This window comes from Streptomyces sp. NPDC021224 (assembly GCF_044332905.1).
Classification (GTDB): domain Bacteria; phylum Actinomycetota; class Actinomycetes; order Streptomycetales; family Streptomycetaceae; genus Actinacidiphila.
On record NZ_JBIRPW010000008.1, the window covers coordinates 238,253 to 263,308 of the forward strand.

36 protein-coding genes are annotated in these 25,056 nt (G+C 69.5%); 4 read left to right on the plus strand and 32 right to left on the minus strand.

What is annotated here, in order from left to right:
* The first annotated feature begins 9 nt into the window (after window positions 1–9).
* The 3 genes from ACH4PY_RS21990 (at window position 10) to ACH4PY_RS22000 (ending at window position 2,477) form a co-directional block, all read left to right on the plus strand.
* A complete protein-coding gene (locus ACH4PY_RS21990; protein WP_398185305.1) occupies window positions 10–378 on the plus strand; it encodes a holo-ACP synthase in 369 nt (122 codons plus the stop codon).
* 113 nt (window positions 379–491) lie between these two features.
* Window positions 492–1,496, plus strand: coding sequence for a type I pantothenate kinase (coaA, locus tag ACH4PY_RS21995; RefSeq protein WP_398185308.1), 1,005 nt, complete (start codon window positions 492–494; stop codon window positions 1,494–1,496).
* A 12-nt stretch (window positions 1,497–1,508) separates the two neighbouring features.
* Window positions 1,509–2,477, plus strand: coding sequence for a DUF389 domain-containing protein (locus tag ACH4PY_RS22000; protein WP_398185311.1), 969 nt, complete (start codon window positions 1,509–1,511; stop codon window positions 2,475–2,477).
* On the opposite strand, the gene glmM is transcribed toward ACH4PY_RS22000, so the two are convergent.
* From glmM to ACH4PY_RS22020, 4 genes are all read right to left on the minus strand, one after another.
* Window positions 2,474–3,832, minus strand: a complete 1,359-nt coding sequence (gene glmM, locus ACH4PY_RS22005; protein ID WP_398185314.1) for a phosphoglucosamine mutase — start codon at window positions 3,830–3,832, stop codon at window positions 2,474–2,476. The genes ACH4PY_RS22000 and glmM overlap by 4 nt on opposite strands.
* Window positions 3,833–4,219: 387 nt before the next feature.
* Window positions 4,220–4,735, minus strand: coding sequence for a 30S ribosomal protein S9 (rpsI, locus tag ACH4PY_RS22010; protein ID WP_398185318.1), 516 nt, complete (start codon window positions 4,733–4,735; stop codon window positions 4,220–4,222).
* A gap of 39 nt (window positions 4,736–4,774) precedes the next feature.
* Window positions 4,775–5,218, minus strand: coding sequence for a 50S ribosomal protein L13 (gene rplM / locus ACH4PY_RS22015; RefSeq protein WP_398185321.1), 444 nt, complete (start codon window positions 5,216–5,218; stop codon window positions 4,775–4,777).
* Window positions 5,219–5,509: 291 nt separating this feature from the next.
* The gene (locus ACH4PY_RS22020; protein ID WP_398185324.1) at window positions 5,510–7,132 is read right to left on the minus strand and encodes an ABC-F family ATP-binding cassette domain-containing protein; all 1,623 of its coding nucleotides are present in this window, start codon (window positions 7,130–7,132) and stop codon (window positions 5,510–5,512) included.
* Window positions 7,133–7,267: 135 nt separating this feature from the next.
* On the opposite strand from ACH4PY_RS22020, the gene ACH4PY_RS22025 reads away from it, so the two are divergent.
* On the plus strand, window positions 7,268–8,839 hold the full coding sequence (locus ACH4PY_RS22025; RefSeq protein WP_398185327.1) for a hypothetical protein: 1,572 nt from the start codon (window positions 7,268–7,270) through the stop codon (window positions 8,837–8,839).
* A gap of 215 nt (window positions 8,840–9,054) precedes the next feature.
* On the opposite strand, the gene truA is transcribed toward ACH4PY_RS22025, so the two are convergent.
* The 28 genes from truA to rplB form a co-directional block, all read right to left on the minus strand.
* Entirely contained in the window at window positions 9,055–9,912 is an 858-nt protein-coding gene (gene truA, locus ACH4PY_RS22030) for a tRNA pseudouridine(38-40) synthase TruA (RefSeq protein WP_398185330.1), read from the minus strand.
* 78 nt (window positions 9,913–9,990) lie between these two features.
* A complete protein-coding gene (rplQ, locus tag ACH4PY_RS22035) occupies window positions 9,991–10,515 on the minus strand; it encodes a 50S ribosomal protein L17 (protein ID WP_398185333.1) in 525 nt (174 codons plus the stop codon).
* 268 nt (window positions 10,516–10,783) lie between these two features.
* Window positions 10,784–11,806: a DNA-directed RNA polymerase subunit alpha gene (locus ACH4PY_RS22040; protein WP_033177813.1), complete on the minus strand. Its 1,023-nt coding sequence runs from the start codon at window positions 11,804–11,806 to the stop codon at window positions 10,784–10,786.
* A 139-nt stretch (window positions 11,807–11,945) separates the two neighbouring features.
* Window positions 11,946–12,572: a 30S ribosomal protein S4 gene (gene rpsD, locus ACH4PY_RS22045; RefSeq protein ID WP_398185338.1), complete on the minus strand. Its 627-nt coding sequence runs from the start codon at window positions 12,570–12,572 to the stop codon at window positions 11,946–11,948.
* A gap of 26 nt (window positions 12,573–12,598) precedes the next feature.
* Window positions 12,599–13,003 (minus strand): 30S ribosomal protein S11, encoded by a 405-nt coding sequence (rpsK, locus tag ACH4PY_RS22050; RefSeq protein WP_003956432.1) that lies wholly within the window; start codon window positions 13,001–13,003, stop codon window positions 12,599–12,601.
* Between the two features lie 68 nt (window positions 13,004–13,071).
* Window positions 13,072–13,452, minus strand: coding sequence for a 30S ribosomal protein S13 (gene rpsM / locus ACH4PY_RS22055; protein ID WP_398185341.1), 381 nt, complete (start codon window positions 13,450–13,452; stop codon window positions 13,072–13,074).
* 186 nt (window positions 13,453–13,638) lie between these two features.
* Window positions 13,639–13,752 carry a 50S ribosomal protein L36 gene (gene rpmJ, locus ACH4PY_RS22060; protein WP_003956441.1) on the minus strand — a complete coding sequence of 38 codons (114 nt, stop codon included), beginning with the start codon at window positions 13,750–13,752 and terminating at the stop codon, window positions 13,639–13,641.
* A gap of 27 nt (window positions 13,753–13,779) precedes the next feature.
* The gene (infA, locus tag ACH4PY_RS22065; RefSeq protein ID WP_003956442.1) at window positions 13,780–14,001 is read right to left on the minus strand and encodes a translation initiation factor IF-1; all 222 of its coding nucleotides are present in this window, start codon (window positions 13,999–14,001) and stop codon (window positions 13,780–13,782) included.
* Window positions 14,002–14,132: 131 nt separating this feature from the next.
* Window positions 14,133–14,969 carry a type I methionyl aminopeptidase gene (gene map, locus ACH4PY_RS22070; RefSeq protein ID WP_398185344.1) on the minus strand — a complete coding sequence of 279 codons (837 nt, stop codon included), beginning with the start codon at window positions 14,967–14,969 and terminating at the stop codon, window positions 14,133–14,135.
* A 133-nt stretch (window positions 14,970–15,102) separates the two neighbouring features.
* Window positions 15,103–15,771: an adenylate kinase gene (locus ACH4PY_RS22075; RefSeq protein WP_398185347.1), complete on the minus strand. Its 669-nt coding sequence runs from the start codon at window positions 15,769–15,771 to the stop codon at window positions 15,103–15,105.
* Window positions 15,771–17,087, minus strand: coding sequence for a preprotein translocase subunit SecY (gene secY, locus ACH4PY_RS22080; RefSeq protein WP_398185350.1), 1,317 nt, complete (start codon window positions 17,085–17,087; stop codon window positions 15,771–15,773). Before secY ends, ACH4PY_RS22075 begins: the two co-directional genes overlap by 1 nt.
* Before the next feature lie 233 nt (window positions 17,088–17,320).
* Window positions 17,321–17,773, minus strand: coding sequence for a 50S ribosomal protein L15 (rplO, locus tag ACH4PY_RS22085; RefSeq protein ID WP_031524770.1), 453 nt, complete (start codon window positions 17,771–17,773; stop codon window positions 17,321–17,323).
* Between the two features lie 2 nt (window positions 17,774–17,775).
* A complete protein-coding gene (gene rpmD, locus ACH4PY_RS22090) occupies window positions 17,776–17,958 on the minus strand; it encodes a 50S ribosomal protein L30 (RefSeq protein WP_031524772.1) in 183 nt (60 codons plus the stop codon).
* The gene (gene rpsE, locus ACH4PY_RS22095; protein ID WP_398185354.1) at window positions 17,958–18,563 is read right to left on the minus strand and encodes a 30S ribosomal protein S5; all 606 of its coding nucleotides are present in this window, start codon (window positions 18,561–18,563) and stop codon (window positions 17,958–17,960) included. The genes rpmD and rpsE overlap by 1 nt, the downstream gene beginning before the upstream one ends.
* A 49-nt stretch (window positions 18,564–18,612) precedes the next feature.
* A complete protein-coding gene (gene rplR, locus ACH4PY_RS22100) occupies window positions 18,613–18,996 on the minus strand; it encodes a 50S ribosomal protein L18 (protein ID WP_398185356.1) in 384 nt (127 codons plus the stop codon).
* A gap of 2 nt (window positions 18,997–18,998) precedes the next feature.
* Window positions 18,999–19,538, minus strand: a complete 540-nt coding sequence (gene rplF, locus ACH4PY_RS22105) for a 50S ribosomal protein L6 (RefSeq protein ID WP_398185359.1) — start codon at window positions 19,536–19,538, stop codon at window positions 18,999–19,001.
* 21 nt (window positions 19,539–19,559) lie between these two features.
* Window positions 19,560–19,958, minus strand: coding sequence for a 30S ribosomal protein S8 (rpsH, locus tag ACH4PY_RS22110; RefSeq protein WP_031524780.1), 399 nt, complete (start codon window positions 19,956–19,958; stop codon window positions 19,560–19,562).
* A 211-nt stretch (window positions 19,959–20,169) separates the two neighbouring features.
* Complete coding sequence (locus ACH4PY_RS22115) at window positions 20,170–20,355, minus strand: type Z 30S ribosomal protein S14 (RefSeq protein WP_031524782.1); 186 nt, start codon at window positions 20,353–20,355, stop codon at window positions 20,170–20,172.
* 2 nt (window positions 20,356–20,357) lie between these two features.
* Window positions 20,358–20,915: a 50S ribosomal protein L5 gene (gene rplE, locus ACH4PY_RS22120; RefSeq protein ID WP_398185363.1), complete on the minus strand. Its 558-nt coding sequence runs from the start codon at window positions 20,913–20,915 to the stop codon at window positions 20,358–20,360.
* Window positions 20,915–21,238 (minus strand): 50S ribosomal protein L24, encoded by a 324-nt coding sequence (rplX, locus tag ACH4PY_RS22125; RefSeq protein ID WP_031524786.1) that lies wholly within the window; start codon window positions 21,236–21,238, stop codon window positions 20,915–20,917. Before rplX ends, rplE begins: the two co-directional genes overlap by 1 nt.
* A 3-nt stretch (window positions 21,239–21,241) precedes the next feature.
* Window positions 21,242–21,610: a 50S ribosomal protein L14 gene (rplN, locus tag ACH4PY_RS22130; RefSeq protein ID WP_031524788.1), complete on the minus strand. Its 369-nt coding sequence runs from the start codon at window positions 21,608–21,610 to the stop codon at window positions 21,242–21,244.
* A 130-nt stretch (window positions 21,611–21,740) separates the two neighbouring features.
* A complete protein-coding gene (gene rpsQ, locus ACH4PY_RS22135; RefSeq protein ID WP_031524791.1) occupies window positions 21,741–22,025 on the minus strand; it encodes a 30S ribosomal protein S17 in 285 nt (94 codons plus the stop codon).
* Complete coding sequence (rpmC, locus tag ACH4PY_RS22140; RefSeq protein WP_398185369.1) at window positions 22,025–22,258, minus strand: 50S ribosomal protein L29; 234 nt, start codon at window positions 22,256–22,258, stop codon at window positions 22,025–22,027. Before rpmC ends, rpsQ begins: the two co-directional genes overlap by 1 nt.
* Window positions 22,258–22,677 (minus strand): 50S ribosomal protein L16, encoded by a 420-nt coding sequence (rplP, locus tag ACH4PY_RS22145; protein WP_031524795.1) that lies wholly within the window; start codon window positions 22,675–22,677, stop codon window positions 22,258–22,260. Before rplP ends, rpmC begins: the two co-directional genes overlap by 1 nt.
* Window positions 22,678–22,683: 6 nt before the next feature.
* The gene (gene rpsC / locus ACH4PY_RS22150) at window positions 22,684–23,514 is read right to left on the minus strand and encodes a 30S ribosomal protein S3 (protein ID WP_398185373.1); all 831 of its coding nucleotides are present in this window, start codon (window positions 23,512–23,514) and stop codon (window positions 22,684–22,686) included.
* Window positions 23,514–23,861: a 50S ribosomal protein L22 gene (rplV, locus tag ACH4PY_RS22155; RefSeq protein ID WP_031524799.1), complete on the minus strand. Its 348-nt coding sequence runs from the start codon at window positions 23,859–23,861 to the stop codon at window positions 23,514–23,516. Before rplV ends, rpsC begins: the two co-directional genes overlap by 1 nt.
* Window positions 23,862–23,906: 45 nt before the next feature.
* Window positions 23,907–24,188, minus strand: coding sequence for a 30S ribosomal protein S19 (rpsS, locus tag ACH4PY_RS22160; protein ID WP_014178772.1), 282 nt, complete (start codon window positions 24,186–24,188; stop codon window positions 23,907–23,909).
* Window positions 24,189–24,200: 12 nt separating this feature from the next.
* On the minus strand, window positions 24,201–25,037 hold the full coding sequence (gene rplB / locus ACH4PY_RS22165; protein WP_031524803.1) for a 50S ribosomal protein L2: 837 nt from the start codon (window positions 25,035–25,037) through the stop codon (window positions 24,201–24,203).
* Window positions 25,038–25,056: the final 19 nt, after the last annotated feature.

Genomic DNA, 25,056 nt, shown 5'->3' on the forward strand with positions numbered 1-25,056 from the left:
CTGATCGGCGTGATCATCGGAGTGGGCATCGACGTCGCGGAGATCGAGCGGTTCGGCGCCGCACTCGACCGCACCCCCGGCCTCGCCGAACGCCTCTTCACCCCGGACGAGCTCAAGCTCCCCTCCGGCGAGGACCGCGGCATCGCCTCCCTCGCCGCCCGCTTCGCCGCGAAGGAAGCCCTCGCGAAAACCCTCGGCGCCCCCGCCGGGCTGAGCTGGCTCGACGCGGAGGTCGTCGCCGAGGAGTCCGGCCGTCCCCGCCTCACCGTCAAGGGCACGGTGGCGGCGCGGGCCGCCACGCTGGGCGTCCGCACCTGGCACCTGTCCCTCAGCCACGACGCGGGCGTCGCCTCCGCGGTGGTCATCGCCGAGGCATAGCCCCTCCCGGGGGGTGCCCGGCTCTGCGCCCGGGGTGCGTTGTCGCGGTCCGCCGGGCAACCCACCCCCACCCCCACCCCGGAGCGAAACCCCCGCGCTGCGAAAATGCATCCGTGCCGACACCCTCGACCACCTCAAGCCCGGCCGCAGGCCACAAGCCCCCCACTCCCACCCCGTTCGTCGACCTCACGCGGGAGCAGTGGAGCGCCCTGCGCGACCGGACGCCGCTCCCGCTCACCGCCGACGAGGTGGAAAAGCTGCGCGGTCTCGGCGACGTCATCGACCTCGCGGAGGTCGAGGAGGTCTACCTCCCGCTCTCCCGCCTGCTCAACCTCTACATCGCCGCGCACAGCGGCCTGCGCGGCGCGCTCAACACCTTTCTCGCGGGCACCTCGGACGACGGCGCGACGCCGCAGCCGGGGACGCCCTTCGTGATAGGCGTGGCCGGCAGTGTGGCGGTCGGGAAGTCGACGACCGCCCGCCTCCTCCAGGCCCTCCTGGCGCGGTGGCCCGAGCACCCGCGGGTCGAGCTGGTCACGACGGACGGCTTCCTGTATCCGAACGCGGAGCTGGAGCGGCGCGGCCTGATGGCGCGCAAGGGCTTCCCTGAGTCGTACGACCGCCGCGCGCTGACCCGCTTCGTGGCGGATGTGAAGTCCGGCACGCCCGAGGTCACCGCTCCGGTGTACTCGCACCTGTCGTACGACATCGTCCCCGGCGAGCGGCTGGTGGTGCGCCGCCCGGACATCCTGATCGTCGAGGGCCTGAACGTGCTGCAGCCCGCGCTGCCGGGGCGGGACGGCCGTACGCGGGCGGGCCTGGCGGACTACTTCGACTTCAGCGTCTACGTCGACGCCCGCACCGAGGACGTCGAGCAGTGGTACCTCGGCCGTTTCCGGAAGCTGCGGGAGACGGCCTTCCAGAACCCGGACTCGTACTTCACCAAGTACACCCGGGTGGCCGAGCCGGAGGCGATGGACTACGCGCGGATGATCTGGCGCACGATCAACCGCCCGAACCTGGAGGAGAACGTCCTCCCCACCCGCGGCCGCGCCACCCTCGTGCTGCGCAAGGACCATGCGCACAAGGTCCGGCGCCTGTCGCTGCGCAAGCTCTAGGAGGGCCGGGACGTGCTGCACCTGCGGATGATCGTGCCCGCCGAGCGGACCGAGGCGGTGGCCGCGCTGGTGTCGGAGACACCAGGCGCCACGCATCTGACCGTGGTCAGGGGCGCCGCGTACGACCCGGTGGGCGATGTGCTGACGTGCGACGTGGCGCGCGAGGCCGCCGATCCGCTGCTCGCGGCCCTGCGGGAGCTGGGGGTGGCGGAGACGGGCTCGATCGCGGTCGAGACGGTCGACGTGACGCTGTCGCGCAGCGCGGACGACGCGGAGAAGGAGGCGCCGGGCGAGGGCGCGGACGCGGTGGTCTGGGAGTCGCTGGTCGAGGCGACGCACGAGGAGTCCACCCTGACCGTCACCTACCTGGCGTTCCTGACGGTCGCGACGATGCTCGCCGCGTACGGCGTGATGCTGGACAGCTCGATCCTGATCGTCGGCGCGATGGTGGTGGGCCCGGAGTTCGGGCCGCTGGCCGGGGTGTGCACGGGGCTGGTGCGGCGCCGGCCGCGGCTGGTGACGCGGTCGCTGATCGCGGTGGCGCTGGGCTTCCCCGCCGCGATGCTGATCACCGGCGGTTTCGCGTACGCGATGAACGGCCTGGGCCTGTTCTCGCAGGCCCGCTTCTTCGCCCCGCACCCGGCCACGCAGTTCATCTGGCAGCCGACGTGGGATTCGTTCGTCGTGGCGTTCCTGGCCGGCATCGCCGGGATGCTGTCGCTGACGTCGGCGAAGTCCGGCGCGCTCGTCGGCGTGGCGATCTCGGTGACGACGGTGCCGGCCGCCGCGAACGCGGCGCTGGCGATCGCGTACGGCTCCTGGCACGAGACGTGGGGCTCGTCCGTCCAGCTCGCGGTGAACCTCGCGGGCATCGTGTGCGCGGGCACCCTGACGCTGCTGACGCAGAAGGTCCTGCTGGAAAGGCAGCGGCGCTCGGCGGAGGCGAAGGCCCCCGCCGGGCGCCGCCCGGGTATCGGCTAGCCCAGCGCCGACTTCACCGCGTCGGCCAGGCGGCCGGCGACCGCGCGGGCGTGGTCGATGTCCGCGGCCTCCACCATGACGCGTACCAGCGGCTCGGTGCCGGACGGGCGCAGCAGCACCCGGCCGGTGTCGCCCAGCTCGGCCTCGGCCTCGGCGACGGCGGCGCCCAGCTCGGCGGAGGTGTGGACGCGGCTCTTGTCGACGTCGGGGACGTTGACGAGCACCTGCGGCAGGCGCTGCATGACGGACGCCAGGTCGGCCAGCGAACGGCCGGTCTCGACGACGCGGGCGGCGAGCAGCAGGCCGGTCAGCGTGCCGTCGCCGGTCGTGGCGTGGTCGAGGACGATGACGTGCCCGGACTGCTCGCCGCCGAGCGCGTAGCCGTGCTCCTTCATGGACTCCAGGACGTAGCGGTCGCCGACCGCGGTCTGCACGAGGGTGATGCCCTCGCGTTCCATGGCGAGCTTGAAGCCCAGGTTGGACATGACCGTGCCGACGACGGTGTCGTGCCGCAGCTGGCCGCGCTCGCGCAGCGCGAGCGCGAGGATGGAGAGGATCTGGTCGCCGTCGACCTCCTCGCCGTTGCCGTCGACGGCCAGGCAGCGGTCGGCGTCGCCGTCGTGGGCGATGCCGAAGTCCGCGCCGTGCTCCAGGACGGCGGCCTTGAGCGGCTCCAGGTGGGTGGAGCCGCAGCCGTCGTTGATGTTGAGGCCGTCGGGGCGGGCGCCGATCGTGACGACCTCGGCACCGGCCCGGGAGAAGGCCTCGGGCGACACGCGGGACGCGGCGCCGTGCGCCTCGTCGAGGACGACCGTGACGCCGTCCAGGCGGTTGGGCAGCACGCCGATGAGGTGGGCGACGTACTGGTCGAAGCCCTCGTCGTAGTCGCGGACCCGGCCGACGCCGTCGCCGGTGGGGCGCACCCAGGGGGCGCCGGTGCGGTGCTCCTCGTACATCGTCTCGATGCGCTCTTCGAGCTCGTCGTCGAGCTTGTGACCGCCGCGGGCGAGGAACTTCACGCCGTTGTCGGGCATGGCGTTGTGGCTCGCGGACAGCATGACGCCGAGGTCGGCGCCCAGCGCGCCGGTGAGATACGCCACCGCCGGGGTGGGCAGCACACCGACCCGCAGGACGTCCACACCCGCGCTCGCGAGGCCCGCGACGACGGCGGCCTCCAGGAATTCGCCCGAGGCGCGCGGATCGCGCCCGACCACCGCGACGGGCCGGTGTCCGGCGAAGCTGCCCGCTTCCGCGAGTACGTGCGCCGCGGCGACGGACAGGCCGAGCGCCATCTCGGCGGTGAGATCCGCGTTGGCGATGCCCCGCACCCCGTCGGTGCCGAAGAGTCGTCCCACTGTTGTGTCCTCCGATGTGTTACGGCTGCGCTGCCGTCTCGGCGATGTGCTGCGCCTGCGGCGCGCCCGCGGCGCGTCGTGCGGCTCGGGCCTGCGCGCCGTCCGGTGCCGCCTGCGTCGTCCCGACACAGGCGTGACAGCTCTTTGACGCCCGACGCCCTCTCTTTGGTTGTACCAGTCGTACAACCCGATGTCGCACAAGCGAACGTCGTACAACCCGATTTATACGCGTGCGGCGCCCCATGCGAACGCCCCGGAGGCCATGGTGTGCCTCCGGGGCGTTGCGATACGGCTACGGCGTGCCGCCGGCGACGGCGACCGCGCGTATGGCCCAGCCGAAGGGCCGGGCCAGGCCGCGGGGCCGACGGCGCGGAGCGCGCCGCCGGATCAGCGCTTGCTGAACTGCGGCGCCTTGCGGGCCTTCTTCAGACCGGCCTTCTTCCGCTCGACCGCGCGGTCGTCACGGGTCAGGAAGCCGGCCTTCTTGAGCGGGCCGCGGTTGTTGTCGACGTCCGCCTCGTTGAGCGCACGGGCGACGCCCAGGCGCAGCGCACCGGCCTGGCCGGAGATGCCGCCGCCGCTGATGCGGGCGATGACGTCGTAACGGTTGTCCAGCTCGAGCACCTTGAAGGGCTCGTTGACTTCCTGCTGGTGCACCTTGTTCGGGAAGTAGCCCTCAAGGGTGCGGCCGTTGATCTTCCACTTGCCGCTGCCCGGGACGATCCGGACGCGGGCGATGGAACGCTTGCGGCGGCCGGTGCCGGCGGCCGGCTGCGGGTCGCCGAAGCGCGAGGCGAGCGACTCGGAGGTGTACTCCCCCTCGACGGCCTCGGACTCGAAGGTGGTGATCTCCTCGTAGGACTCGTCGCCCTCGAGAACGTTCTCGGCAGTGGTCTCAGCCACGACTCTCCTCTGATTCTTTCTGGTAGCTGGTGGCCGGAACTACTGCGCGACCTGGGTGATCTCGAACGGCACCGGCTGCTGAGCAGCGTGCGGGTGCTGGTCGCCCGAGTAGACCTTGAGCTTGGAGAGCATCTGACGGCCCAGGGAGTTCTTGGGGAGCATGCCCTTGACGGCCTTCTCGATCGCCTTCTCCGGAGCCTTGGCGAGCAGCTCGTCGTAGCGCACCGAGCGCAGACCGCCCGGGTAGCCGGAGTGGCGGTAGGCCATCTTCTGGGTGCGCTTGTTGCCCGAGAGGTGGATCTTGTCGGCGTTGATCACGATGACGAAGTCGCCGGTGTCCACGTGGGGCGCGTAAATGGGCTTGTGCTTGCCCCGCAGGAGGGTAGCGGCCTGTGTCGCCAGACGGCCCAGGACAACATCCTGCGCGTCGATGACGTGCCACTGGCGCTGAACGTCGCCGGGCTTGGGGCTGTACGTACGCACGGTCGTAGCCTTCGCTTCTTCTCAGTAGTGGTTTCTCCCGCTCGCCCGCGGGCCGCGGAAGAAGGGTCCTGACAAGGCCACCCGGACGATCACGACAGCCATGGCGGCACACGGCGACGCAACCGTGTCCCTGCCGCTGGTCATCGGCCCGGTGGACCGGCGTAAGGGCCCCTCACGTGAGATAGAGCAAGCCAATACGCATAACAAACCAGGAGGATACCCGGGCGCCCCCGGCAGGGTCAAAACGCGCCCCTTCGGGTGACGGGCCCGGCGCGCCCCCCGCCGCGGCCCTCACCGCTCCCGTACGACCCGCGGCTCGTCCCACACCGGCTCCTTCGTCTCGCGTACCGTGCCGTCCGCCGCGAAGAGCAGGAAGCGGTCGAAGGTACGGGCGAACCAGCGGTCGTGCGTCACCGCGAGCACCGTGCCGTCGTAGGACTCCAGACCCTCCTGGAGGGCCTCCGCGGACTCCAGGTCCAGGTTGTCGGTGGGCTCGTCCAGCAACAGGGCGGTGGTGCCCTGCAGCTCCATGAGCAGGATCTGGAAGCGGGCCTGCTGCCCGCCGGACAGCTTGTCGAAGGGCTGGTCGCCCTGCCGCTCCAGCTCGTAGCGGCGCAGCACCGACATCGCCCGGCCGCGGTCGCGCGCGTGCTCGGCCCACAGGATGTCCACGAGGGTGCGCCCGGCCAGCTCCGGGTGGGCGTGGGTCTGCGCGAAGTGGCCCGGCACGACCCGCGCGCCCAGCTTCCACTCGCCGGTGTGCGCCACGCCCTCGTCCCCGGCCAGCAGCCGCAGGAAGTGCGACTTGCCGGAGCCGTTGGAGCCCAGCACCGCGACCCGCTCGCCGTAGAAGACCTCCAGGTCGAAGGGCTTCATCAGACCCGTGAGGCCCAGCTGCGCGCAGGTGACCGCGCGCACCCCGGTACGGCCGCCCTTGAGCCGCATGCTGATCTCCTGCTCGCGCGGCGGCTCCTGCGGGGCGCCCGCGTCCTCGAAGCGCTTCAGCCGGGTCTGCGCCGCGTGGTAGCGGGAGGCCATGTCGGGGCTGTTCGCCGCCTGCTGCCGCAGCCGCAGCACGAGCGCCTTGAGCTTGGCGTGCTCCTCCTCCCAGCGGCGGCGCAGCTCCTCGAAGCGGGCGAAGCGCTCCTTGCGGGCGGCGTGGAAGGTGTCGAAACCGCCGCCGTGCACCCACGCGGTGGCGCCGGTCGGGCCGGTCTCGACGCTGACGATCTTCTCGGCGGTACGCGACAGCAGCTCGCGGTCGTGACTGACGAACAGCACGGTCTTGCGGGTCTGCGCGATCTGCTCCTCCAGCCAGCGCTTGCCGGGGACGTCCAGATAGTTGTCCGGCTCGTCCAGCAGCAGCACCTCGTCGGGGCCGCGCAGCAGCGCCTCCAGCACCAGCCGCTTCTGCTCGCCGCCGGACAGCGTCCGCACCTCGCGCCACTGGGCCCGCTCGTACGGGACGCCGAGCGCGGCCATCGTGCACATGTCCCACAGCGTCTCGGCCTCGTAGCCGCGCGCCTCCGCCCAGTCGCCGAGCGCGTGCGCGTACGCCATCTGCGCGGGCTCGTCGTCCTGCGCCATGATCGCCAGCTCGGCCGCGTCCACGGCCGCGGCGGCCGCCCGGATCCGCGGGTGGGCGACGGAGACCAGCAGGTCGCGGACGGTCGAGTCGTCGCGGACGCTGCCGACGAACTGCCGCATCACGCCGAGCCCGCCGCTGACCGTGACGGCGCCGCCGTGCGGGGCGATCTCGCCGGAGATCAGCCGCAGCAAGGTGGTCTTCCCCGCGCCGTTCGCCCCGACGAGCGCGACGGCCGCGCCGTCACCGACGCGGAAGGAGACGTCGCCGAGCAGCGCCCGCCCGTCCGGCAGGTAGTACTCCAGGTGCGCTGCTTCCACATGTCCCATGGCACCGATTGTCCCCGCCCGGCCGGACGCCCCCCAACCCGTTTTTGCCACCCGACCGCAGCCCGCCGGACAGCCCCCGGGCCCCCTGGCGGGCGGCGGTAGGTCGGTGGGCGGCGCGGCCATATGATGCGCGACATGACCGATGGCCCCGGGCAGCAGCCACCGCAGGAACCGCGTCACAGCGCCGCCGACGGCGAGCGTGAAGTCCTGGAGGGACGCGTCATCCCCTCCCGCCAGAACACCGCGGACCCGCGCGCGCAGTTCCGGCAGCAGACCCCGCCCCCGCAGGCTCCCGAGCCCGGCCCGGCGTGGTCCCCGCAGCCCGACGCCGCGCCGCCCGCACCGCCCGCCGGGCCCGGCCCCGGCACCCCCTGGAGCGGGCAGCAGCCGCCCGCGGCGGAGGCGCCGCGCGACACTGACCCGTCGACGCAGATCATCCGCCCCGTCCCGCGCCACCGCGGCCCCGCCGACCAGCCGACCCCGCAGGGGCCGCAGGGCCCGGCGCCCGTCGAGCGCCCCGCGTACGCCGGTGACGCCGCTCCGGTCCAGGCGCCCGCGCCCGCACCCGCGCAGCAGCCGGGGTACGCCGCGACGCAGCAGACGCCCGTCGAGCCGCCGCCGTACGCGGGCCATCAGGGGCAGGGCCCGGCCCCCGCGCCCGCCCAGCAGCAGCCGCAGCAGCCGTACGTGCCGCAGCAGCAGCAACAGCCGCCGTCGCACTACGTCCCCACGCAGCCGTACGGGGCCCAGCAGCAGGCCCCCGCACCGGCCCCGGCGCCCGTTCCGCAGCAGGCCCCGGCGCCCGCGCCCGTCCCCTCCCCCGCGCCCGTCCCCTCCCCCGCGCCCGTCCCCTCCCCCGCGCCCGTCCCCTCCCCCGCGCCGGCCCCCGCCCCTCCCTCCGGGCCGGACCGCGGCACCCCCGACTGGAACGCGCTCGCCGAGCAGCAGGAAGCTTCCGGCACCCGCCGCAAGCGGGTCCTGATGCTCACCGGCGGGATCGTCGCCGTCGCCGTGATCGCCGGAGGTGTCGCCACGGCCGTGGTGATGTCCGGCAAGAGCGGCGACGACAAGCCCGTCGCGTCCCCGTCGTCCTCCGGCAGCACGACCGCGAGCGAGGAGCCGCTGCCGCCCGCCCCCTCCTTCTCCTCCGTCGCCCCGCCGCCCCCCGCGAACCCGCTCGACTACCTCGGCACCGCCGCGAAGGACAAGGCGCCGCTCACCCCGGACAGCCTCTTCCCCGGGAAGCAGTTCGTGTGGCAGGGCCGTACGTACGTCAAGTCGCGCACCGACGTCACGACGTCCTGCGCCGCGAACGCCCGCGCCTCCCTCGCCACGGCCCTCAGCGCCAACGGCTGCCAGAAGCTGATCCGCGCCACGTACACGAACGGCGACCTCGCCGTCACCGTCGGCGTGGCCGTCTTCCAGGACGCCGCCCACGCGAAGAAGGTCCAGGCGGTCTCGCAGTACGTCGCCCCCCTGAACGGTGGCGCCGTCCCCTCCTTCTGCCGCGGTGTCCGCTGCCAGATGACCTCCAACGCGGTCGGCCGGTACGCCTACTTCGCCATCTCCGGCTTCAAGAACGGGACGACGCTCGCGGCGGACGACACGGTGGGGAAACAGGCGGCGAACGACGCGAGTGATTTTGCGTTCACCCGCATCGTCCAGCGCGGCAAGGACGCCGCCGCTGCGGATCCTGCTCGCCAGTAGGCGCTCCGGGCTGCCCCTTGCGGTGGGGTCCGCGACCGTCCGCCGGTGGTGGGCTGGTCGCGCAGTTCCCCGCGCCCCTGATGGCTTGCCCTCCGCACGCAAGGTGAGCGCTTTCAGGGGCGCGTGGGGGCACCTCCCGGGCGGAGCCTGGGGGAGAACTGCGCGACAAGCCACGACGGATCCGCACTCGCCCTGCAAGGGCGCGGGGCAGCCCCTTAGGCGCACGTACCCCGCGGGGCGAGCGTGCGGAGGTTGCGGGATTCCGCGTTGCGCTGGGCCAGCAGGTGGGCCGGGGGGTAGCCGACCTCCTCCAGGGTGAGGCCGTGCGGCCGGACGACGTTCACCGCGGAGTGCCGTACCCGTCCGGCAAGGACCTCCGCGGGGAAGCCGACATGCTTGTGCCCGTCCCCGACGAGAATCATCGCCCCGACGAGCGCCCGCACCATGTTGTGGCAGAAGGCGTCAGCCTTCACCGTGGCGACGGCCACCCCGTCGTCCTCCCGCCGCTCCCAGCTCACCTGGAGCAGACGGCGGATCGTCGTCGCCCCCTCCCGCTTCTTGCAGTACGCGGCGAAGTCGTGCTCGCCGAGCAGCAGCTGCCCGGCCTCGTTCATGGCCTCGACGTCCACAGGCCGGTCGTGCCACAGGACGTGTCCGCGCAGCAGCGGGTCCACCCCGCCGGGGTGGTCCCCCACCCGGTAGGCGTACCGCCGCCAGATCGCGGAGAAGCGCGCGTCGAAGCCGGTGGGGGCCTCGGCGACGCCGAAGACCCGGACGTCCCAGGGGAGCCGCCCGGCGAGCCGTCGCCGTAGCTTGTCCCGCTCGGCGTCCCACACCTCGCCCGGCAGGTCGACGTGCGCGACCTGCCCGCGCGCGTGCACACCCGCGTCGGTGCGCCCGGCGACGGTGAGCTCGACGGGCTCGGCGAGCCGCAGCACCGTACGGATGGCGTCCTCCAGCTCCCCCTGCACGGTCCGCCGCTCCCGCTGCTTGGCCCAGCCGGAGAAGTCGGCCCCGTCGTACGCCAGGTCCAGCCGGACCCGTACGGAGCCGGGGGCGGGCTCGTCGCTCACGATCAGTCCTCCTCGAACGGGGAACGGACCCGCACCCCCGGGAGGGTGCGGGTCCGTCCGGTGTACCTGCGGGACGCCTCAGGCGTCCTTGGCCTCGTCCGACTCCTCGGACGGCTTCGCGTCCTCGACGTCCTCGGCCTTGTCGTTCTTGACCTCGGCGAGGGCGGCCTCGCCGGCCGCGTCCTTGTCCTTCGCGGAACGCTTGGTCGCGGCCTCGGCCTCGCCCACAGCGGACTGCTGCACGGTCAGCGCCTCGACCAGCTCGATGACCGCCATCGGAGCGTTGTCGCCGCGACGGGGACCGATCTTGGTGATGCGGGTGTAGCCACCCGGGCGGTTCTCGTACCGCGGGCCGATCTCGGTGAAGAGCGTGTGGACGATGCTCTTGTCCGTGATGACCTGCAGGACCTGGCGACGGTTGTGGATGTCGCCCTTCTTCGCCTTGGTGATCAGGCGCTCCGCGACCGGGCGCAGACGGCGCGCCTTGGCCTCGGTGGTGGTGATGCGGCCGTGCTCGAAGAGCGACTTCGCGAGGTTCGCGAGGAGCAGCTTCTCGTGCGCGGCGCTGCCGCCCAGACGGGCACCCTTGGCGGGCTGAGGCATGGTCTTTCTCCTTCTTCGCTGCACCGGCCGTATCAGGTACCGATGTCAGTGCGAACCGGCGGCCGCCGGCTCGTATGTCCCGGGGCTGAGCCCCGGAGTCCCCAGGGCTGCCGCCCTGGGAGGTTCTGTTCTGCCCCGAGGGGCAACCACCAGGTGCCCCCACGCGCCCCTGAAACAGGTGCCCCCACGCGCCCCTGAAAACGCTCGCCCTGCGCGGCAGGGAAAACGCTCGCCCGGGACGGGGTGCGGAAAACGCACCCCGCAGGGGCTAGTACTGCTCGGTCTCGACGAAGCCCGCGTCCACGTCGTCGTCGGCGCCGAAGGCGTCCGCCGCGGCGGTGGGGTCGAATCCGGGGGGGCTGTCCTTGAGGGCCAGGCCCATACCGGCCAGCTTCGCCTTGACCTCGTCGATCGACTTCGCGCCGAAGTTGCGGATGTCGAGCAGGTCCGCCTCGGAGCGGGCGACGAGCTCGCCCACCGAGTGGATGCCCTCGCGCTTGAGGCAGTTGTAGGAGCGGACGGTGAGTTCCAGCTCCTCGATCGGCAGGGCGAGGTCCGCGGCCAGGGCGGCGTCCGTGGGGGACGGGCCCATGTCGATGCCCTCGGCGTCGACGTTCAGCTCGCGGGCCAGGCCGAACAGCTCGACCAGGGTCTTGCCGGCGGACGCCATGGCGTCGCGCGGGCGCATGGCCTGCTTGGTCTCGACGTCGACGATGAGCTTGTCGAAGTCGGTGCGCTGCTCGACTCGGGTCGCCTCGACCTTGTAGGTGACCTTGAGCACGGGGCTGTAGATGGAGTCGACCGGGATACGGCCGATCTCCTGGCCCTGCTGCTTGTTCTGGACCGCGGAGACGTAGCCGCGACCGCGCTCGACGGTCAGCTCCATCTCCAGCTTGCCCTTGGCGTTGAGCGTCGCCAGGACGAGGTCGGGGTTGTGCACCTCGACACCGGCCGGCGGCGCGATGTCGGCGGCGGTGACGACACCCGGGCCCTGCTTGCGCAGGTACATCACGACGGGCTCGTCGTGCTCCGAGGAGACGACGAGCTGCTTGATGTTGAGGATGACGTCGGTGACGTCCTCCTTGACACCCGGCACGGTGGTGAACTCGTGCAGGACGCCGTCGACCCGGATGGAGGTGACCGCGGCACCCGGGATCGAGGAGAGGAGCGTACGGCGCAGGGAGTTGCCGAGGGTGTAGCCGAAGCCCGGCTCCAGCGGCTCGATCACGAACCGGGAGCGGAATTCGTCGACGACCTCTTCGGTCAACGAGGGTCGCTGAGCGATCAGCATGTTCTGTGGTCCTTCTGTCGTGGGCGCCCGCTATTTGACGCCCCCTGTACTACGAGGGTACGGGCGGTGCGGCGAAACCGTCGGGTGACGGTTGCCGCACCGCCCGTGACCACGAGCTTTCTCGAAGAAAGTACAGCGATTACTTCGAGTAGAGCTCGACGATCAGCTGCTCCTGCACCTGGGTGTCGATCACCTGGCGCTCGGGCAGGCTGTGCACGAGGATCCGCAGCTTGCCCGCGTTGGCCTCGAGCCACGCCGGCACCGTCTTGTCGCCGGCCTCGCCCTGCGCCACCTGGAAGGGGGTGAGGGTGCGGGACGACTCGCGGACCTCGACGATGTCGTTCACGGCCACGCGCGCCGACGGGATGTCGTTCTTGCGGCCGTTGATGGTGATGTGTCCGTGACGGACCAGCTGACGGGCGTGGTCGCGGGACTTGGCGAAGCCGGCCCGGTAGACCACGTTGTCGAGGCGGGTCTCAAGGATGCGCAGAAGGTTCTCACCGGTCTTGCCGGTCTTCTGGTTCGCTTCCTTGTAGTAGTTCACGAACTGCTTCTCGAGGACACCGTAGATGCGCGCGCACTTCTGCTTCTCACGCAGCTGAAGCAGGTACTCGCTGTCCTTGGTGCGCCCGCGCCCGTGCTCACCCGGGGGGTAAGGACGGATCTCGATCGGGCACTTCGCGCTCTCGCACTTAGCTCCCTTGAGGAAGAGCTTCTGCTTTTCCCGACGGCAACGCTTGCAGTCGGCCCCGGTGTAACGCGCCATTGTCTCGTATCTCCTGTGTCAGCTGGTCAGACGCGGCGGCGCTTCGGCGGGCGGCAGCCGTTGTGCGGGGTCGGGGTGACGTCCTGGATCGACCCGACCTCGAGGCCGGTGGCCTGGAGGGAGCGGATCGCGGTCTCCCGGCCGGAGCCGGGACCCTTCACGAAGACGTCCACCTTGCGCATGCCGTGCTCCTGCGCGCGGCGCGCGGCCGACTCGGCGGCCATCTGCGCGGCGAAGGGGGTGGACTTGCGCGAGCCCTTGAAGCCGACGTGACCGGCGGAGGCCCAGGAGATCACGTTGCCCGAGGGGTCCGTGATCGAGACGATCGTGTTGTTGAACGTGCTCTTGATGTGCGCGTGACCGTGAGCGACGTTCTTCTTTTCCTTGCGGCGCACCTTCTTGGCTGCACCCTGACGGCCCTTAGGAGGCATGTGTCATCTTCCCGGTGAGGTGGTCGGTCCTACGAAGCGAAGACCGCGGATGGGGTCCTGCTTGCGGACTACTTCTTGCCCGGCTTCTTCTTGCCGGCAATCGCGCGACGCGGGCCCTTGCGGGTGCGGGCGTTGGTGTGAGTGCGCTGGCCGTGGACCGGAAGGCCGCGGCGGTGGCGCAGACCCTGGTAGCAGCCGATCTCGACCTTGCGGCGGATGTCGGCCTGGATGGAACGACGGAGGTCACCCTCGGTCGTGTAGTTGTCGTCCACGTACTTGGCGATCTTGACGAGGTCGTCCTCGGCGAGGTCGCGCACGCGGATGTCGGGGCTCACACCGGTGCTCTTCAGGATCTCCTGGGCGCGGGAACGCCCGATGCCGAAGACGTAGGTGAGGGCGATCTCCACGCGCTTCTCGCGCGGGAGGTCAACGCCTGAAAGGCGTGCCATGTGTCTGGCTCCTGGTGATTCGGAGGTCTTCCGCAGTGCCGGTTCCCGGGCGGCCGTGTCAGGTACCGGCCGGGTCCCCGGCCTCCGCCGGGGGTGTCGTCACCCTTGGAGCAGGGGACGGGCACTGCGTATGTACGGATGTGCGTCGCGCGAAGTTCTGCGGGTGCAGAAGGTGGAGGTCGTGCGTCAGCCCTGGCGCTGCTTGTGGCGCAGGTTGTCGCAGATGACCATGACCCGCCCGTGACGGCGGATCACCTTGCACTTGTCGCAGATCTTCTTGACGCTCGGCTTGACCTTCATGGGATCAGGTTCTCCGGGTCGTGAGATCTACTTGTAGCGGTAGACGATCCGTCCGCGCGTCAGGTCGTAGGGAGACAGCTCCACCACGACCCGGTCATCCGGGAGGATACGGATGTAGTGCATCCGCATCTTGCCGCTGATGTGCGCGAGGACCTTGTGACCGTTCTGCAGCTCCACCTTGAACATCGCGTTCGGCAGAGACTCGATCACGGTGCCCTCGATTTCGATGGCGCCTTGCTTTTTGGCCATGTCCTGCTTTCGGGATCGGCTACCTTGGTCGACTGCGGGCATGCCGGAAGACATGCGAGAGCCGACGTGTCAGTCTACGACACGGTTCGAAGAAAGACGAATCCACTGTGTATGCCCAGGCGCGGTGATCATTACGCCACGGGGTCGGGAGCGGTCGTGATGCCGTACTCGGCGAGCTTGGCGCGGCCGCCGTCGGGGGCGGTCAGCACGAGCGGGCCCTCTTCGGTGAGCGCGATGGTGTGCTCCCAGTGCGAGGACCACGAGCCGTCGTCGGACTTCACCGTCCACTCGTCCTCCAGCACATGGGTGCGCGGTGTGCCCAGTGTCACCATGGGCTCGATCGCCAGGCACAGCCCGGGGACGAGCTTGATGCCGCGGCCGCGCTTCTTCGTCACGTAGTTCAGCACGTGCGGCTCCATGTGCATCGCGGTGCCGATGCCGTGGCCGCCGTACTCCTCGACGATGCCGTACTTCCCGGAGGCCGGGCGCGGCTGGCGGCGGATGTAGCCCTCGACGGCCTTGGAGATGTCCTCCAGCCGGTTGCCCTTGCGGAAGGCGGCGATGCCGGCCCACATGGACTCCTCCGTCACCCGGCTCAGCTCGGCCAGTTCGGGGGCGTGGCCGGTGCCGACGAGGGTGGTGAAGGCGGCGTCGCCGTGCCAGCCGTCGACGATCGCACCGGCGTCGATGGCGATGATGTCGCCGTCCTTGAGCACGGTCGCGCGGTCCGGGATGCCGTGGACGACGACGTCGTTGACCGAGGTGCAGATGTTGCCGGGGAAGCCGCCGTAGCCGAGGAAGTTCGGCTTGGCGCCGTGGTCGGCGATGACCTTGGCGGCGATCTCGTCCAGGTCCTTGGTGGTGGCGCCGGGTACGGCCGCGGCGCGGGTCGCCTCGTGGATCGCGGCGACGACCAGTCCGGCCCGCCGCATCGTGGCGATCTGCTCGGGGGTCTTGATCTCCACCATGCGGCTGACGCCTTCCTCGGGTCGTGGGGGGTGCTGAGGTACGGGAACACTCGAAAAGGGGCTCAATCAACGATACGGCCGTGGTGCCCGGGTGGGCACCACGGCCGTACGTCGTCGCTGCTGTCGGTCGCGCCTACGCGGCGCCGTCCGCCCGGCGGTCCTGGAGGGCGGCCATCGCGCGGGCGGTCACCTCGGCGACCGGGCCGAGCGCGGAGATCGTGACCACCAGGTTCTGCCGCTTGTAGTAGTCGATGATCGGCTCGGTCTCGCGGTGGTACACGTCGAGGCGGTTGCGCACCTTGTCCTCGGCGTCGTCGCTGCGCTGGTACAGCTCGCCGCCGCACTCGTCGCACACGCCCTCGGCCTGGGGCTTCTTGTACTCGACGTGGAAGACGTGCGCGCTGTCGTTGCGGCACACCCGGCGGCCGGCGATGCGCTTGACCACCTCGTCCTCGGGAACCTCCAGGTCGAGCACGCCGTCCAGCGCCAGGCCGTGCGCGGCGAGGTAGGCGTCGAGCGCCTGCGCCTGGTGCTCGTTGCGCGGGAAGCCGTCGAGCAGGAAGCCCTCGGCGGCGTCGGGCGCGTCCATCCGGTCCTCGGCCATGCCGATGGTGACCTCGTCGGGGACCAGGTCACCGGCGTCCATGTACGACTTCGCGCGCTTGCCGAGGTCGGTGCCCTGGCTGATGTTGGCGCGGAAGAGGTCGCCCGTGGAGATGTGCGGGATGGACAGGTTCTCGGTGAGGAACTTCGCCTGTGTCCCCTTGCCCGCACCGGGCGGCCCGACCAGGACGATACGCATCAGCGGAGGAACCCTTCGTAGTTACGCTGCTGGAGCTGGCTCTCGATCTGCTTCACGGTTTCCAGACCCACACCGACGATGATGAGGATGCTGGTGCCACCGAGCGGGAAGTTGCCGTTGCTCCCGTTGAAGATCGCGATGGCGACCGTCGGAACGAGGGCGATGAGACCCAGGTACAGCGAGCCCGGCCACGTGATGCGGTTCAGCACGTAGCTCAGGTATTCGGCGGTGGGGCGACCTGCCCGGATGCCCGGAATGAACCCACCATACTTCTTCATGTTGTCGGCGACTTCCTCGGGGTTGAAGGAGATCGCGACGTAGAAGAAGGCGAAGAAGACGATCAGCAGGAAGTAGGCCGCCATGTAGATCGGGTGGTCGCCCTTGGTGAAGTTCCGGCTGATCCACTGCGCCCAGCCGGCCGTGGATCCGGAGAACTGCACGATCAGCGCCGGGATGTACAGCAGCGACGAGGCGAAGATGACCGGGATCACACCGGCCTGGTTGACCTTGAGCGGGATGTACGTGGACGTGCCGCCGTACGACCGCCGGCCGATCATGCGCTTGGCGTACTGCACCGGGATCCGGCGTTGGGCCTGTTCGACGAAGACCACCAGGCCGACGATCGCGAGGCCGACGAGGATGACGGCGAAGAACTCGACCCAGCCGCCCGCGATGGTGCCGGAGACCTTGATCGCCCACAGGTTGCCCGGGAAGCCCGCCGCGATGGAGACGAACATCAGGATCGACATGCCGTTGCCGATGCCGCGGTCGGTCACCAGCTCACCGAGCCACATGATCATCACGGTGCCCGCGGTCATCGTCGTCACCATCGTGATGGTGGTGAAGATCGACTGGTTGGGCACGATGCCGCCGGCCTCGTTGCAGCCGGAGAACAGGCTGCCGGAACGGGCGGTGGCGACCAGGCCGGTGCCCTGCAGCACCGCGAGGGCGACGGTCAGGTACCGCGTGTACTGCGTGATCTTCGTGGTGCCGGCCTGGCCCTCCTTCTTCAGGGCTTCCAGGCGCGGAATGACCACGGTCAGCAGCTGGAGGATGATGCTCGCCGTGATGTACGGCATGATGCCGAGCGCGAAGATCGTCAGCTGGAGCAGCGCGCCGCCGCTGAACATGTTCACCAGACCGAAGAGGCTGTTGTTGCCCTTGGTCTCGTTCACACACTTGTTGACGATCGTGTAGTCGACGCCCGGTACCGGGATGTGCGCCCCGAGGCGATAGACCACCACGATGCCCAACGTGAACAGCAGCTTCTTGCGCAGGTCGGGCGTCCTGAACGCCCGTGCGAACGCGGTGAGCACGGTGCCTCCTGCACCCCCCGCGACAGCGCGGGCGGACGGTTTTGAGGTATCTGACGACACTGACGGGGTCTGGCGGGTCTGAGCGGTAGCACAAAGATGACAGCAGCGTCGGTCAGCCTACCGGCGACGTAGCCCCGCAAGGAATGACCAACCGGGGAAGGAAAATCACAGGAACGCACGACCGGGGACGCTCTGACGTTCCAGAGCGTCCCCGGTCGTGGTGGGCATCGGGCTCAGACGAGCTCGGTGACCGTGCCGCCGGCAGCGGCGATCTTCTCCTTGGCGGAGCCGGAGACCGCGTCAACGGTCACCTGCAGTGCCACGGAGACCTCGCCGGTGCCGAGCACCTTGACGAGCTGGTTCTTGCGCACCGCACCCTTGGCGACCAGACCGGCCACCGTGACCTCGCCACCCTCGGGGTAGAGGGCCGCGAGCTTGTCCAGGTTGACGACCTGGTACTCGGTACGGAACGGGTTCTTGAAGCCCTTGAGCTTCGGGAGGCGCATGTGGAGGGGCATCTGCCCACCCTCGAAGCGCTCCGGAACCTGGTAGCGGGCCTTGGTGCCCTTGGTGCCACGACCGGCCGTCTTGCCCTTGGACGCCTCACCGCGACCCACACGGGTCTTGGCGGTCTTGGCGCCCGGGGCCGGACGGAGGTTGTGGATCTTGATCGGGTTGTCACCCATGATCAGTCGACCTCCTCGACCGTGACGAGGTGGCGGACGGTGTGGACCATGCCGCGGATCTCCGGGCGGTCCTCCTTGACCACGACGTCGTGCAGGCGCTTGAGCCCGAGCGAACGCAGGGTGTCACGGTGGTTCTGCTTGCTGCCGATGTAGGACTTGGTCTGCGTGACCTTGAGGCGCGCCATCAGACACCCACCCCGGCACGAGCCCGCAGCAGGGCGGCGGGCGCGATGTCCTCGATCGGCAGACCGCGGCGGGCGGCGATCTCCTCGGGGCGCTGCAGCCCCTGGAGCGCGGCCACCGTGGCGTGCACGATGTTGATCGCGTTGTCCGAGCCGAGGCTCTTGGACAGCACGTCGTGGATGCCCGCGCACTCCAGCACGGCGCGCACCGGGCCACCGGCGATCACACCGGTACCGGGGGAAGCCGGCTTGAGCAGGACGACGCCCGCGGCCTTCTCGCCCTGGATGGGGTGCGGGATGGTGCCCTGGATACGGGGGACCTTGAAGAAGTGCTTCTTGGCCTCCTCCACACCCTTGGCGATGGCGGCCGGCACCTCCTTGGCCTTGCCGTAGCCGACACCGACGGTGCCGTCACCGTCGCCCACCACGACCAGCGCGGTGAAGCTGAAGCGACGACCACCCTTCACAACCTTGGCGACGCGGTTGATCGCGACGACCCGCTCGACGTAAGCGGTCTTCTCGGCCTGCTGGCCGCCGTCCCGCCTGTCCTTACGGTCCCGCCGCTCGCCGCCACCGGCACCGCTTCCGCGGCGCTGGGGTCCAGCCATTGGAATTACCTCTCGATCCTTTTAGCGTTTCTCCGCTGGTGACGGACGGCTAGAACTTCAGGCCGGCTTCACGGGCGGCGTCCGCGAGAGCGGCGATGCGCCCCGCGTACTGGTTGCCGCCACGGTCGAACACGACGGCCTCGACGCCCTTGGCCTTCGCACGCTCGGCCACGAGCTGGCCGACCTGCTTCGCCTTGGCGCTCTTGTCGCCTTCGCCGCCGCGGATGGACGCGTCGAGGGTCGACGCCGACGCGAGCGTGTGGCCCGCGAGGTCGTCGATGACCTGGGCGACGATGCCGCGGTTGGAACGCGTCACGACCAGGCGCGGGCGCTCGGGCGTACCCGAGATGCGCTTGCGGACCCGGATGTGGCGACGCTTGATCGCAGCGCCCTTGTACGCCTTGCCCTTGGCGATCTTCACACCGTATGCCATGGCTACTTACCAGCCTTTCCGACCTTGCGGCGGATGACCTCGCCGGCGTACTTGACGCCCTTGGCCTTGTACGGGTCGGGCTTGCGCAGCTTGCGGATGTTCGCCGCGACCTCGCCCACCTTCTGCTTGTCGATGCCCTCGACGGAGAACTTCACCGGGGACTCGACCTTGAAGGAGATGCCCTCGGGGGCCTCGACGAGAATCGGGTGGCTGTAGCCCAGGGCGAACTCCAGGTTGGAGCCCTTCGCCTGGACGCGGTAGCCGACACCGCTGATTTCGAGCTGCTTGCTGTAGCCCGCGGTCACGCCGGTGATCATGTTCGCCACCAGCGTGCGGGACAGGCCGTGCAGGGCCTTCGAGACACGCTCGTCGTTGGGGCGGGTGACCAGCAGAGTGCCGTCCTCGCCCTTGGCGATGTCGATCGGCGCGGCGACGGTGTGGGTGAGCGAGCCCTTGGGACCCTTCACCTGCACCGTGCGGCCGTCGATGGTGACGTCCACTCCGGCGGGAACCGAGATGGGCAGCTTGCCGATGCGCGACATTGCTTTACCTCGCTTTCCCGGTTACCAGACGTAGGCGAGGACTTCCCCACCCACGCCCTTCTTCTGAGCCTGCTGGCCGGTGAGCAGCCCGTGCGACGTGGAGATGATCGCCACGCCGAGGCCGCCGAGCACCTTCGGCAGATTGGTGGACTTTGCGTAGACCCGCAGACCCGGCTTGCTGATCCGCTTGATGCCGGCGATCGAGCGCTCGCGGTTGGGGCCGAACTTCAGCTCGAGGACGAGGTTCTTGCCGACCTCGGCGTCCTCGACCTTCCAGCCGGTGATGTAGCCCTCCTGCTGGAGGATCTCCGCGATGTGCGACTTGATCTTGCTGTGCGGCATCACGACGTCGTCGTGGTACGCCGAGTTCGCGTTACGCAGACGGGTCAGCATGTCTGCGATGGGGTCGGTCATGGTCATGAAGTGGCCCTGGGCCTCTCTCGCCGGGGTTTCCTGGTGCGACGTCCCTCTCCCCCGGCTGTGCGGGGACGGGTGCGATGCGGTGGACCTACGGCGTAGTAAGTCGATGCGGGCGGCGAACGCCCAACCCTTCTACCTTACGGGAAGAAGAGCGGGGCATTCACCGGCCCAACTGCTTACCGAGAGTTCCTGGTGATCCGGGGAACCGGAATTACCAGGAGCTCTTGGTCACGCCCGGCAGCTCGCCACGGTGCGCCATCTCACGGAGGCACACGCGGCACAGGCCGAACTTGCGGTAGACGGAGTGCGGCCGGCCGCAGCGCTGGCAGCGGTTGTACGCGCGCACCGCGAACTTGGGCTTGCGCGAGGCCTTGGAGATCAGTGCCTTCTTAGCCACGGTCAGTTCTCCTTGAACGGGAAGCCGAGGTGACGCAGCAGGGCACGGCCCTCGTCGTCGTTGGTCGCCGTGGTGACCACGGTGATGTCCATGCCCCGGACCCGGTCGATCTTGTCCTGGTCGATCTCGTGGAACATGACCTGCTCCGTGAGACCGAAGGTGTAGTTGCCGCGGCCGTCGAACTGCTTCGGCGACAGACCACGGAAGTCGCGGATACGCGGCAGCGCGAGCGACAGCAGCCGGTCCAGGAACTCCCACATGCGGTCGCCGCGCAGCGTGACGTGCGCGCCGATCGGCTGGCCCTCACGCAGCTTGAACTGCGCGATGGACTTGCGGGCCTTGGTGACCTGCGGCTTCTGGCCGGTGATCGTGGCGAGGTCGCGGATCGCGCCCTCGATCAGCTTGGAGTCGCGGGCGGCGTCGCCCACACCCATGTTGACCACGATCTTGGTCAGGCCGGGGATCTGCATGACGTTCTCGTAGGTGAACTCGTCACGCAGCTTGCCCGCGATCTCCTCGCGGTAGCGCGTCTTGAGACGCGGCGCAGTGGTGGCAGTCATCAGATGTCCTCACCGGTCCGCTTGGCAACGCGGATCTTGTTGCCCTCGTCGTCGAAGCGGTAGCCGACGCGGGTCACGACCTTCTTGCCGTCCTTCTCCACGACCAGCTGAACGTTGCTGACATGGATGGGGGCCTCGGTGGTGATGATGCCGCCGGTCTGCGAACCACGGTCGGTCTGGCCGGCCTTGGTGTGCTTCTTGACCCGGTTGACACCCTCGACGAGGACCCGGTCCTGAGCGGGGTAGGCCACGATGACCTTGCCCTGCTTGCCCTTGTCCTTACCGGTGATGACCTGGACCAGGTCGCCCTTCTTGATCTTCATCGGTTACAGCACCTCCGGCGCGAGCGAGACGATCTTCATGAACTTCTTCTCGCGCAGCTCACGGCCGACGGGGCCGAAGATACGGGTGCCGCGGGGGTCGCCGTCGTTCTTGAGGATGACGGCGGCGTTCTCGTCGAACCGGATGTACGAGCCGTCGGCGCGGCGGCGCTCCTTGACGGTCCGGACGATGACCGCCTTGACGACCTCGCCCTTCTTCACGTTGCCACCGGGGATCGCGTCCTTGACGGTGGCGACGATGACGTCACCGATTCCCGCGTAGCGGCGACCCGAGCCACCGAGAACACGGATGCAAAGGATCTCCTTGGCACCAGTGTTGTCGGCGACACGCAGTCGCGACTCCTGCTGGATCACGTCTTACTCCTGAAGTGTCGCGTCGGTTCCCGGCGGGCCACGCGAGCCCTCGTGCGAGGGGCTCGCGTGGCCGCGCCGAGCCTGACGGAACGGTCCTGAGCGGGTGCGCCCGCTCAGGGATTACTCGGCCTTACTTGGCCTTCTCAAGGATCTCCACGACGCGCCACCGCTTCGTGGCGGACAGCGGCCGGGTCTCCATCAGGAGGACGCGGTCGCCGACGCCGGCGGCGTTCTGCTCGTCGTGAGCCTTCAGCTTGTTGGTGCGGCGGATGACCTTGCCGTACAGGGCGTGCTTGACGCGGTCCTCGACGGCGACGACGACGGTCTTGTCCATCTTGTCGCTCACGACCAGACCCTCACGGGTCTTGCGGAAGCCCCGCTGCTCGCTGCTCTCAGTCACATTCTTCTCGCTCATCAGGCGCTCTCCACCGTCTCCACCGTCTCGATGCCCAGCTCGCGCTCACGCATGAGGGTGTAGATCCGGGCGATGTCCTTACGAACGACCCTGAGCCGGCTGTTGTTCTCAAGCTGCCCGGTGGCCGCCTGGAAGCGGAGGTTGAACAGCTCCTCCTTGGCCTCACGCAGCTTCGCGAAGAGCTCCTCGTCGCCGAGCTGGCGCAGCTCGGTCACCTTGGTACCGGCGGCCATCACGCCTCACCTGCCTCGCGCCGCACGATGCGGCACTTCATCGGAAGCTTGTGCGCGGCGCGGGTGAGCGCCTCGCGCGCAGTCTTCTCGTTCGGGAACGACAGCTCGAACATCACCCGACCGGGCTTGACGTTCGCCACCCACCACTCGGGCGAGCCCTTGCCGGAACCCATGCGGGTCTCGGCGGGCTTCTTGGTCAGCGGGCGGTCCGGGTAGATGTTGATCCAGACCTTGCCGCCACGCTTGATGTGGCGCGTGATGGAGATACGAGCGGACTCGATCTGCCGGTTGGTCACGTACGCCGGGGTCACGGCCTGCAGGCCGTACTCACCGAACGCCAGCTCGGTGCCGCCCTTGGCCATGCCGTCACGCTTGGGGTGGTGCTGCTTGCGGTGCTTGACCCTGCGGGGGATCAGCATTGTTACTCAGCCTTCCGTTCCGGGGGTCTCCGCCGCCGGAGCCTCAGCGGCGGGAGCCTCGGCGGCCTTGGGGGCCTGGGCGCCTTCCGTCTGAGGACGACGGCCGCGGCCACCGCGCTCGCCACCGCGGCGCTGCGGACGCTCGTTGCCGCCACCGCGCGCCGGACGGTTGCCCGCCCGCGCGGCCGCGTTGTCGGCGCGGACCTCGGCGATGTTCTTGACGTCGCCCTTGTAGATCCAGACCTTCACACCGATACGGCCGAAGGTGGTCTTGGCCTCGAAGAAGCCGTAGTCCACGTTCGCGCGCAGGGTGTGCAGCGGCACACGGCCCTCGCGGTAGAACTCGGACCGGGACATCTCGGCGCCGCCGAGACGGCCACCGCACTGGATCTTGATGCCCTTGGCGCCGGCCTTCAGCGTGCCCTGCATGCTCTTGCGCATGGCACGGCGGAAGGAGACGCGGGAGGACAGCTGCTCGGCGACGGCCTGGGCCACCAGCTGAGCGTCCATCTCCGGGTTCTTGACCTCGAGGATGTTCAGCTGGACCTGCTTGCCGGTCAGCTTCTCCAGGTCGCCGCGGATACGGTCGGCCTCCGCGCCGCGGCGCCCGATGACGATGCCCGGGCGGGCGGTGTGGATGTCGACGCGGACGCGGTCACGGGTGCGCTCGATCTCCACCTTGGAGATGCCGGCCCGCTCCATGCCCTGCGTCATCATCCGGCGGATGGCGACGTCTTCCTTGACGTAGTCCTTGTACAGCTTGTCGGCGTACCAGCGGGACTTGAAGTCCGTGGTCACACCGAGGCGGAACCCGTACGGGTTAACCTTCTGGCCCATTACCGGGAACCTTCCTTGCTGGCGACGACCACGGTGATGTGGCTGGTGCGCTTGCGGATCCGGTAGGCACGGCCCTGGGCGCGCGGCCGGAACCGCTTCAGGGTCGGACCCTCGTCGACATACGCCTCGCTGATGTACAGCGAGCCCGCGTCCGTGTGGTCGTAGTTGTGCGCCGCGTTGGCGATGGCGCTGTCCAGCACCTTGCCGACCGGCACGCTCGCGGCCTGCGGGGTGAATCGCAGGACCGCCTGAGCCTCCGTGGCATCCATGCCACGGATCAGGTCCACCACCCGGCGGGCCTTCATGGGCGTGACACGGATGTACCGTGCCTGGGCCCTGGCTTCCATGGTCGTCCCTTCAGTGTCTGTCTTCGTCGTCACGATTCAGCCCGCTCAGCGACGCCGCGACTTGCGGTCGTCCTTCTCGTGCCCGCGGAAGGTGCGGGTCGGGGCGAACTCGCCGAGCTTGTGGCCGACCATCGACTCGGTGACGAACACCGGGACGTGCTTGCGGCCGTCGTGCACCGCGATCGTGTGGCCCAGCATGGCCGGGACGATCATCGAGCGGCGGGACCAGGTCTTGATGACGTTCTTGGTGCCGGCTTCGTTCTGGACATCCACCTTCTTGATCAGGTGGTCGTCGACGAAGGGCCCCTTCTTGAGACTGCGCGGCATCTAAACCCGCTCCTAGCGCTTCTTGTTCGTCTTGCGGCGGCGGACGATGTACTTGCTGCTCGCCTTCTTGGGCGAACGCGTACGTCCTTCCTTCTGACCCCACGGGGAGACCGGGTGGCGACCACCGGAGGTCTTGCCCTCACCACCACCGTGCGGGTGGTCCACCGGGTTCATGGCGACACCGCGGACGGTCGGGCGGACGCCCTTCCAGCGCATACGGCCGGCCTTGCCCCAGTTGATGTTCGACTGCTCGGCGTTGCCGACCTCGCCGATCGTGGCGCGGCAGCGGACGTCGACCATCCGGACCTCGCCGGAGGGCATACGAAGGGTGGCCATGGTGCCCTCCTTCGCCAGCAGCTGGACCGAAGCGCCCGCGGAGCGGGAGATCTTCGCGCCGCCGCCCGGACGCAGCTCGATCGCGTGGATCGTGGTACCGACCGGGATGTTGCGCAGCGGCAGGTTGTTGCCGGGCTTGATGTCGGCGTTGGCGCCGTTCTCCACCCGGTCACCCTGCTGGAGCTTCGCGGGGGCGAGGATGTAGCGCTTCTCGCCGTCCGCGTAGTGCAGCAGCGCGATGCGCGCGGTGCGGTTGGGGTCGTACTCGATGTGCGCGACCTTGGCGGGCACGCCGTCCTTGTCGTGCCGACGGAAGTCGATGACACGGTAGGCGCGCTTGTGGCCACCGCCCTGGTGGCGGACGGTCACACGACCGGCGTTGTTACGGCCGCCCTTGCTGTGCAGCGGGCGGACCAGCGACTTCTCCGGCGTGGACCGCGTGATCTCGACGAAGTCGGCGACGCTGGAGCCACGACGGCCCGGGGTCGTCGGCTTGTACTTGCGGATACCCATTTCTCAGTCCTCGGAATAT

What these genes read in the sequence shown, in the direction of transcription:
- rplE (WP_398185363.1), bottom strand. Translation starts at nt 20,915, where the DNA reads ATGACTGCCACCACTGCGCCGCGTCTCAAGACGCGCTACCGCGAGGAG.
- rpsD (WP_398185338.1), bottom strand. Translation starts at nt 12,572, where the DNA reads ATGGCGCGTTACACCGGGGCCGACTGCAAGCGTTGCCGTCGGGAAAAG.
- map (WP_398185344.1), bottom strand. Translation starts at nt 14,969, where the DNA reads ATGGTGGAGATCAAGACCCCCGAGCAGATCGCCACGATGCGGCGGGCC.
- ACH4PY_RS22075 (WP_398185347.1), bottom strand. Translation starts at nt 15,771, where the DNA reads ATGCGTATCGTCCTGGTCGGGCCGCCCGGTGCGGGCAAGGGGACACAG.
- rpmC (WP_398185369.1), bottom strand. Translation starts at nt 22,258, where the DNA reads ATGGCCGCCGGTACCAAGGTGACCGAGCTGCGCCAGCTCGGCGACGAG.
- rplB (WP_031524803.1), bottom strand. Translation starts at nt 25,037, where the DNA reads ATGGGTATCCGCAAGTACAAGCCGACGACCCCGGGCCGTCGTGGCTCC.
- rplV (WP_031524799.1), bottom strand. Translation starts at nt 23,861, where the DNA reads ATGGAAGCCAGGGCCCAGGCACGGTACATCCGTGTCACGCCCATGAAG.
- rplP (WP_031524795.1), bottom strand. Translation starts at nt 22,677, where the DNA reads ATGCTGATCCCCCGCAGGGTCAAGCACCGCAAGCAGCACCACCCCAAG.
- rplQ (WP_398185333.1), bottom strand. Translation starts at nt 10,515, where the DNA reads ATGCCTCAGCCCGCCAAGGGTGCCCGTCTGGGCGGCAGCGCCGCGCAC.
- rpsQ (WP_031524791.1), bottom strand. Translation starts at nt 22,025, where the DNA reads ATGAGCGAGAAGAATGTGACTGAGAGCAGCGAGCAGCGGGGCTTCCGC.
- rplO (WP_031524770.1), bottom strand. Translation starts at nt 17,773, where the DNA reads ATGGGTGACAACCCGATCAAGATCCACAACCTCCGTCCGGCCCCGGGC.
- rpsK (WP_003956432.1), bottom strand. Translation starts at nt 13,003, where the DNA reads ATGCCTCCTAAGGGCCGTCAGGGTGCAGCCAAGAAGGTGCGCCGCAAG.
- rplF (WP_398185359.1), bottom strand. Translation starts at nt 19,538, where the DNA reads ATGTCGCGCATCGGCAAGCTGCCCATCTCGGTTCCCGCCGGAGTGGAC.
- rpsC (WP_398185373.1), bottom strand. Translation starts at nt 23,514, where the DNA reads ATGGGCCAGAAGGTTAACCCGTACGGGTTCCGCCTCGGTGTGACCACG.
- rpsM (WP_398185341.1), bottom strand. Translation starts at nt 13,452, where the DNA reads ATGGCACGCCTTTCAGGCGTTGACCTCCCGCGCGAGAAGCGCGTGGAG.
- ACH4PY_RS22020 (WP_398185324.1), bottom strand. Translation starts at nt 7,132, where the DNA reads ATGGGACATGTGGAAGCAGCGCACCTGGAGTACTACCTGCCGGACGGG.
- ACH4PY_RS22025 (WP_398185327.1), top strand. Translation starts at nt 7,268, where the DNA reads ATGACCGATGGCCCCGGGCAGCAGCCACCGCAGGAACCGCGTCACAGC.
- rpsS (WP_014178772.1), bottom strand. Translation starts at nt 24,188, where the DNA reads ATGCCGCGCAGTCTCAAGAAGGGGCCCTTCGTCGACGACCACCTGATC.
- rpmD (WP_031524772.1), bottom strand. Translation starts at nt 17,958, where the DNA reads ATGGCGCGCCTCAAGGTCACGCAGACCAAGTCCTACATCGGCAGCAAG.
- rpmJ (WP_003956441.1), bottom strand. Translation starts at nt 13,752, where the DNA reads ATGAAGGTCAAGCCGAGCGTCAAGAAGATCTGCGACAAGTGCAAGGTG.
- rpsE (WP_398185354.1), bottom strand. Translation starts at nt 18,563, where the DNA reads ATGGCTGGACCCCAGCGCCGCGGAAGCGGTGCCGGTGGCGGCGAGCGG.
- ACH4PY_RS22040 (WP_033177813.1), bottom strand. Translation starts at nt 11,806, where the DNA reads ATGCTGATCGCTCAGCGACCCTCGTTGACCGAAGAGGTCGTCGACGAA.
- rplX (WP_031524786.1), bottom strand. Translation starts at nt 21,238, where the DNA reads ATGAAGATCAAGAAGGGCGACCTGGTCCAGGTCATCACCGGTAAGGAC.
- infA (WP_003956442.1), bottom strand. Translation starts at nt 14,001, where the DNA reads ATGGCCAAAAAGCAAGGCGCCATCGAAATCGAGGGCACCGTGATCGAG.
- rpsH (WP_031524780.1), bottom strand. Translation starts at nt 19,958, where the DNA reads ATGACCATGACCGACCCCATCGCAGACATGCTGACCCGTCTGCGTAAC.
- rplR (WP_398185356.1), bottom strand. Translation starts at nt 18,996, where the DNA reads ATGGCATACGGTGTGAAGATCGCCAAGGGCAAGGCGTACAAGGGCGCT.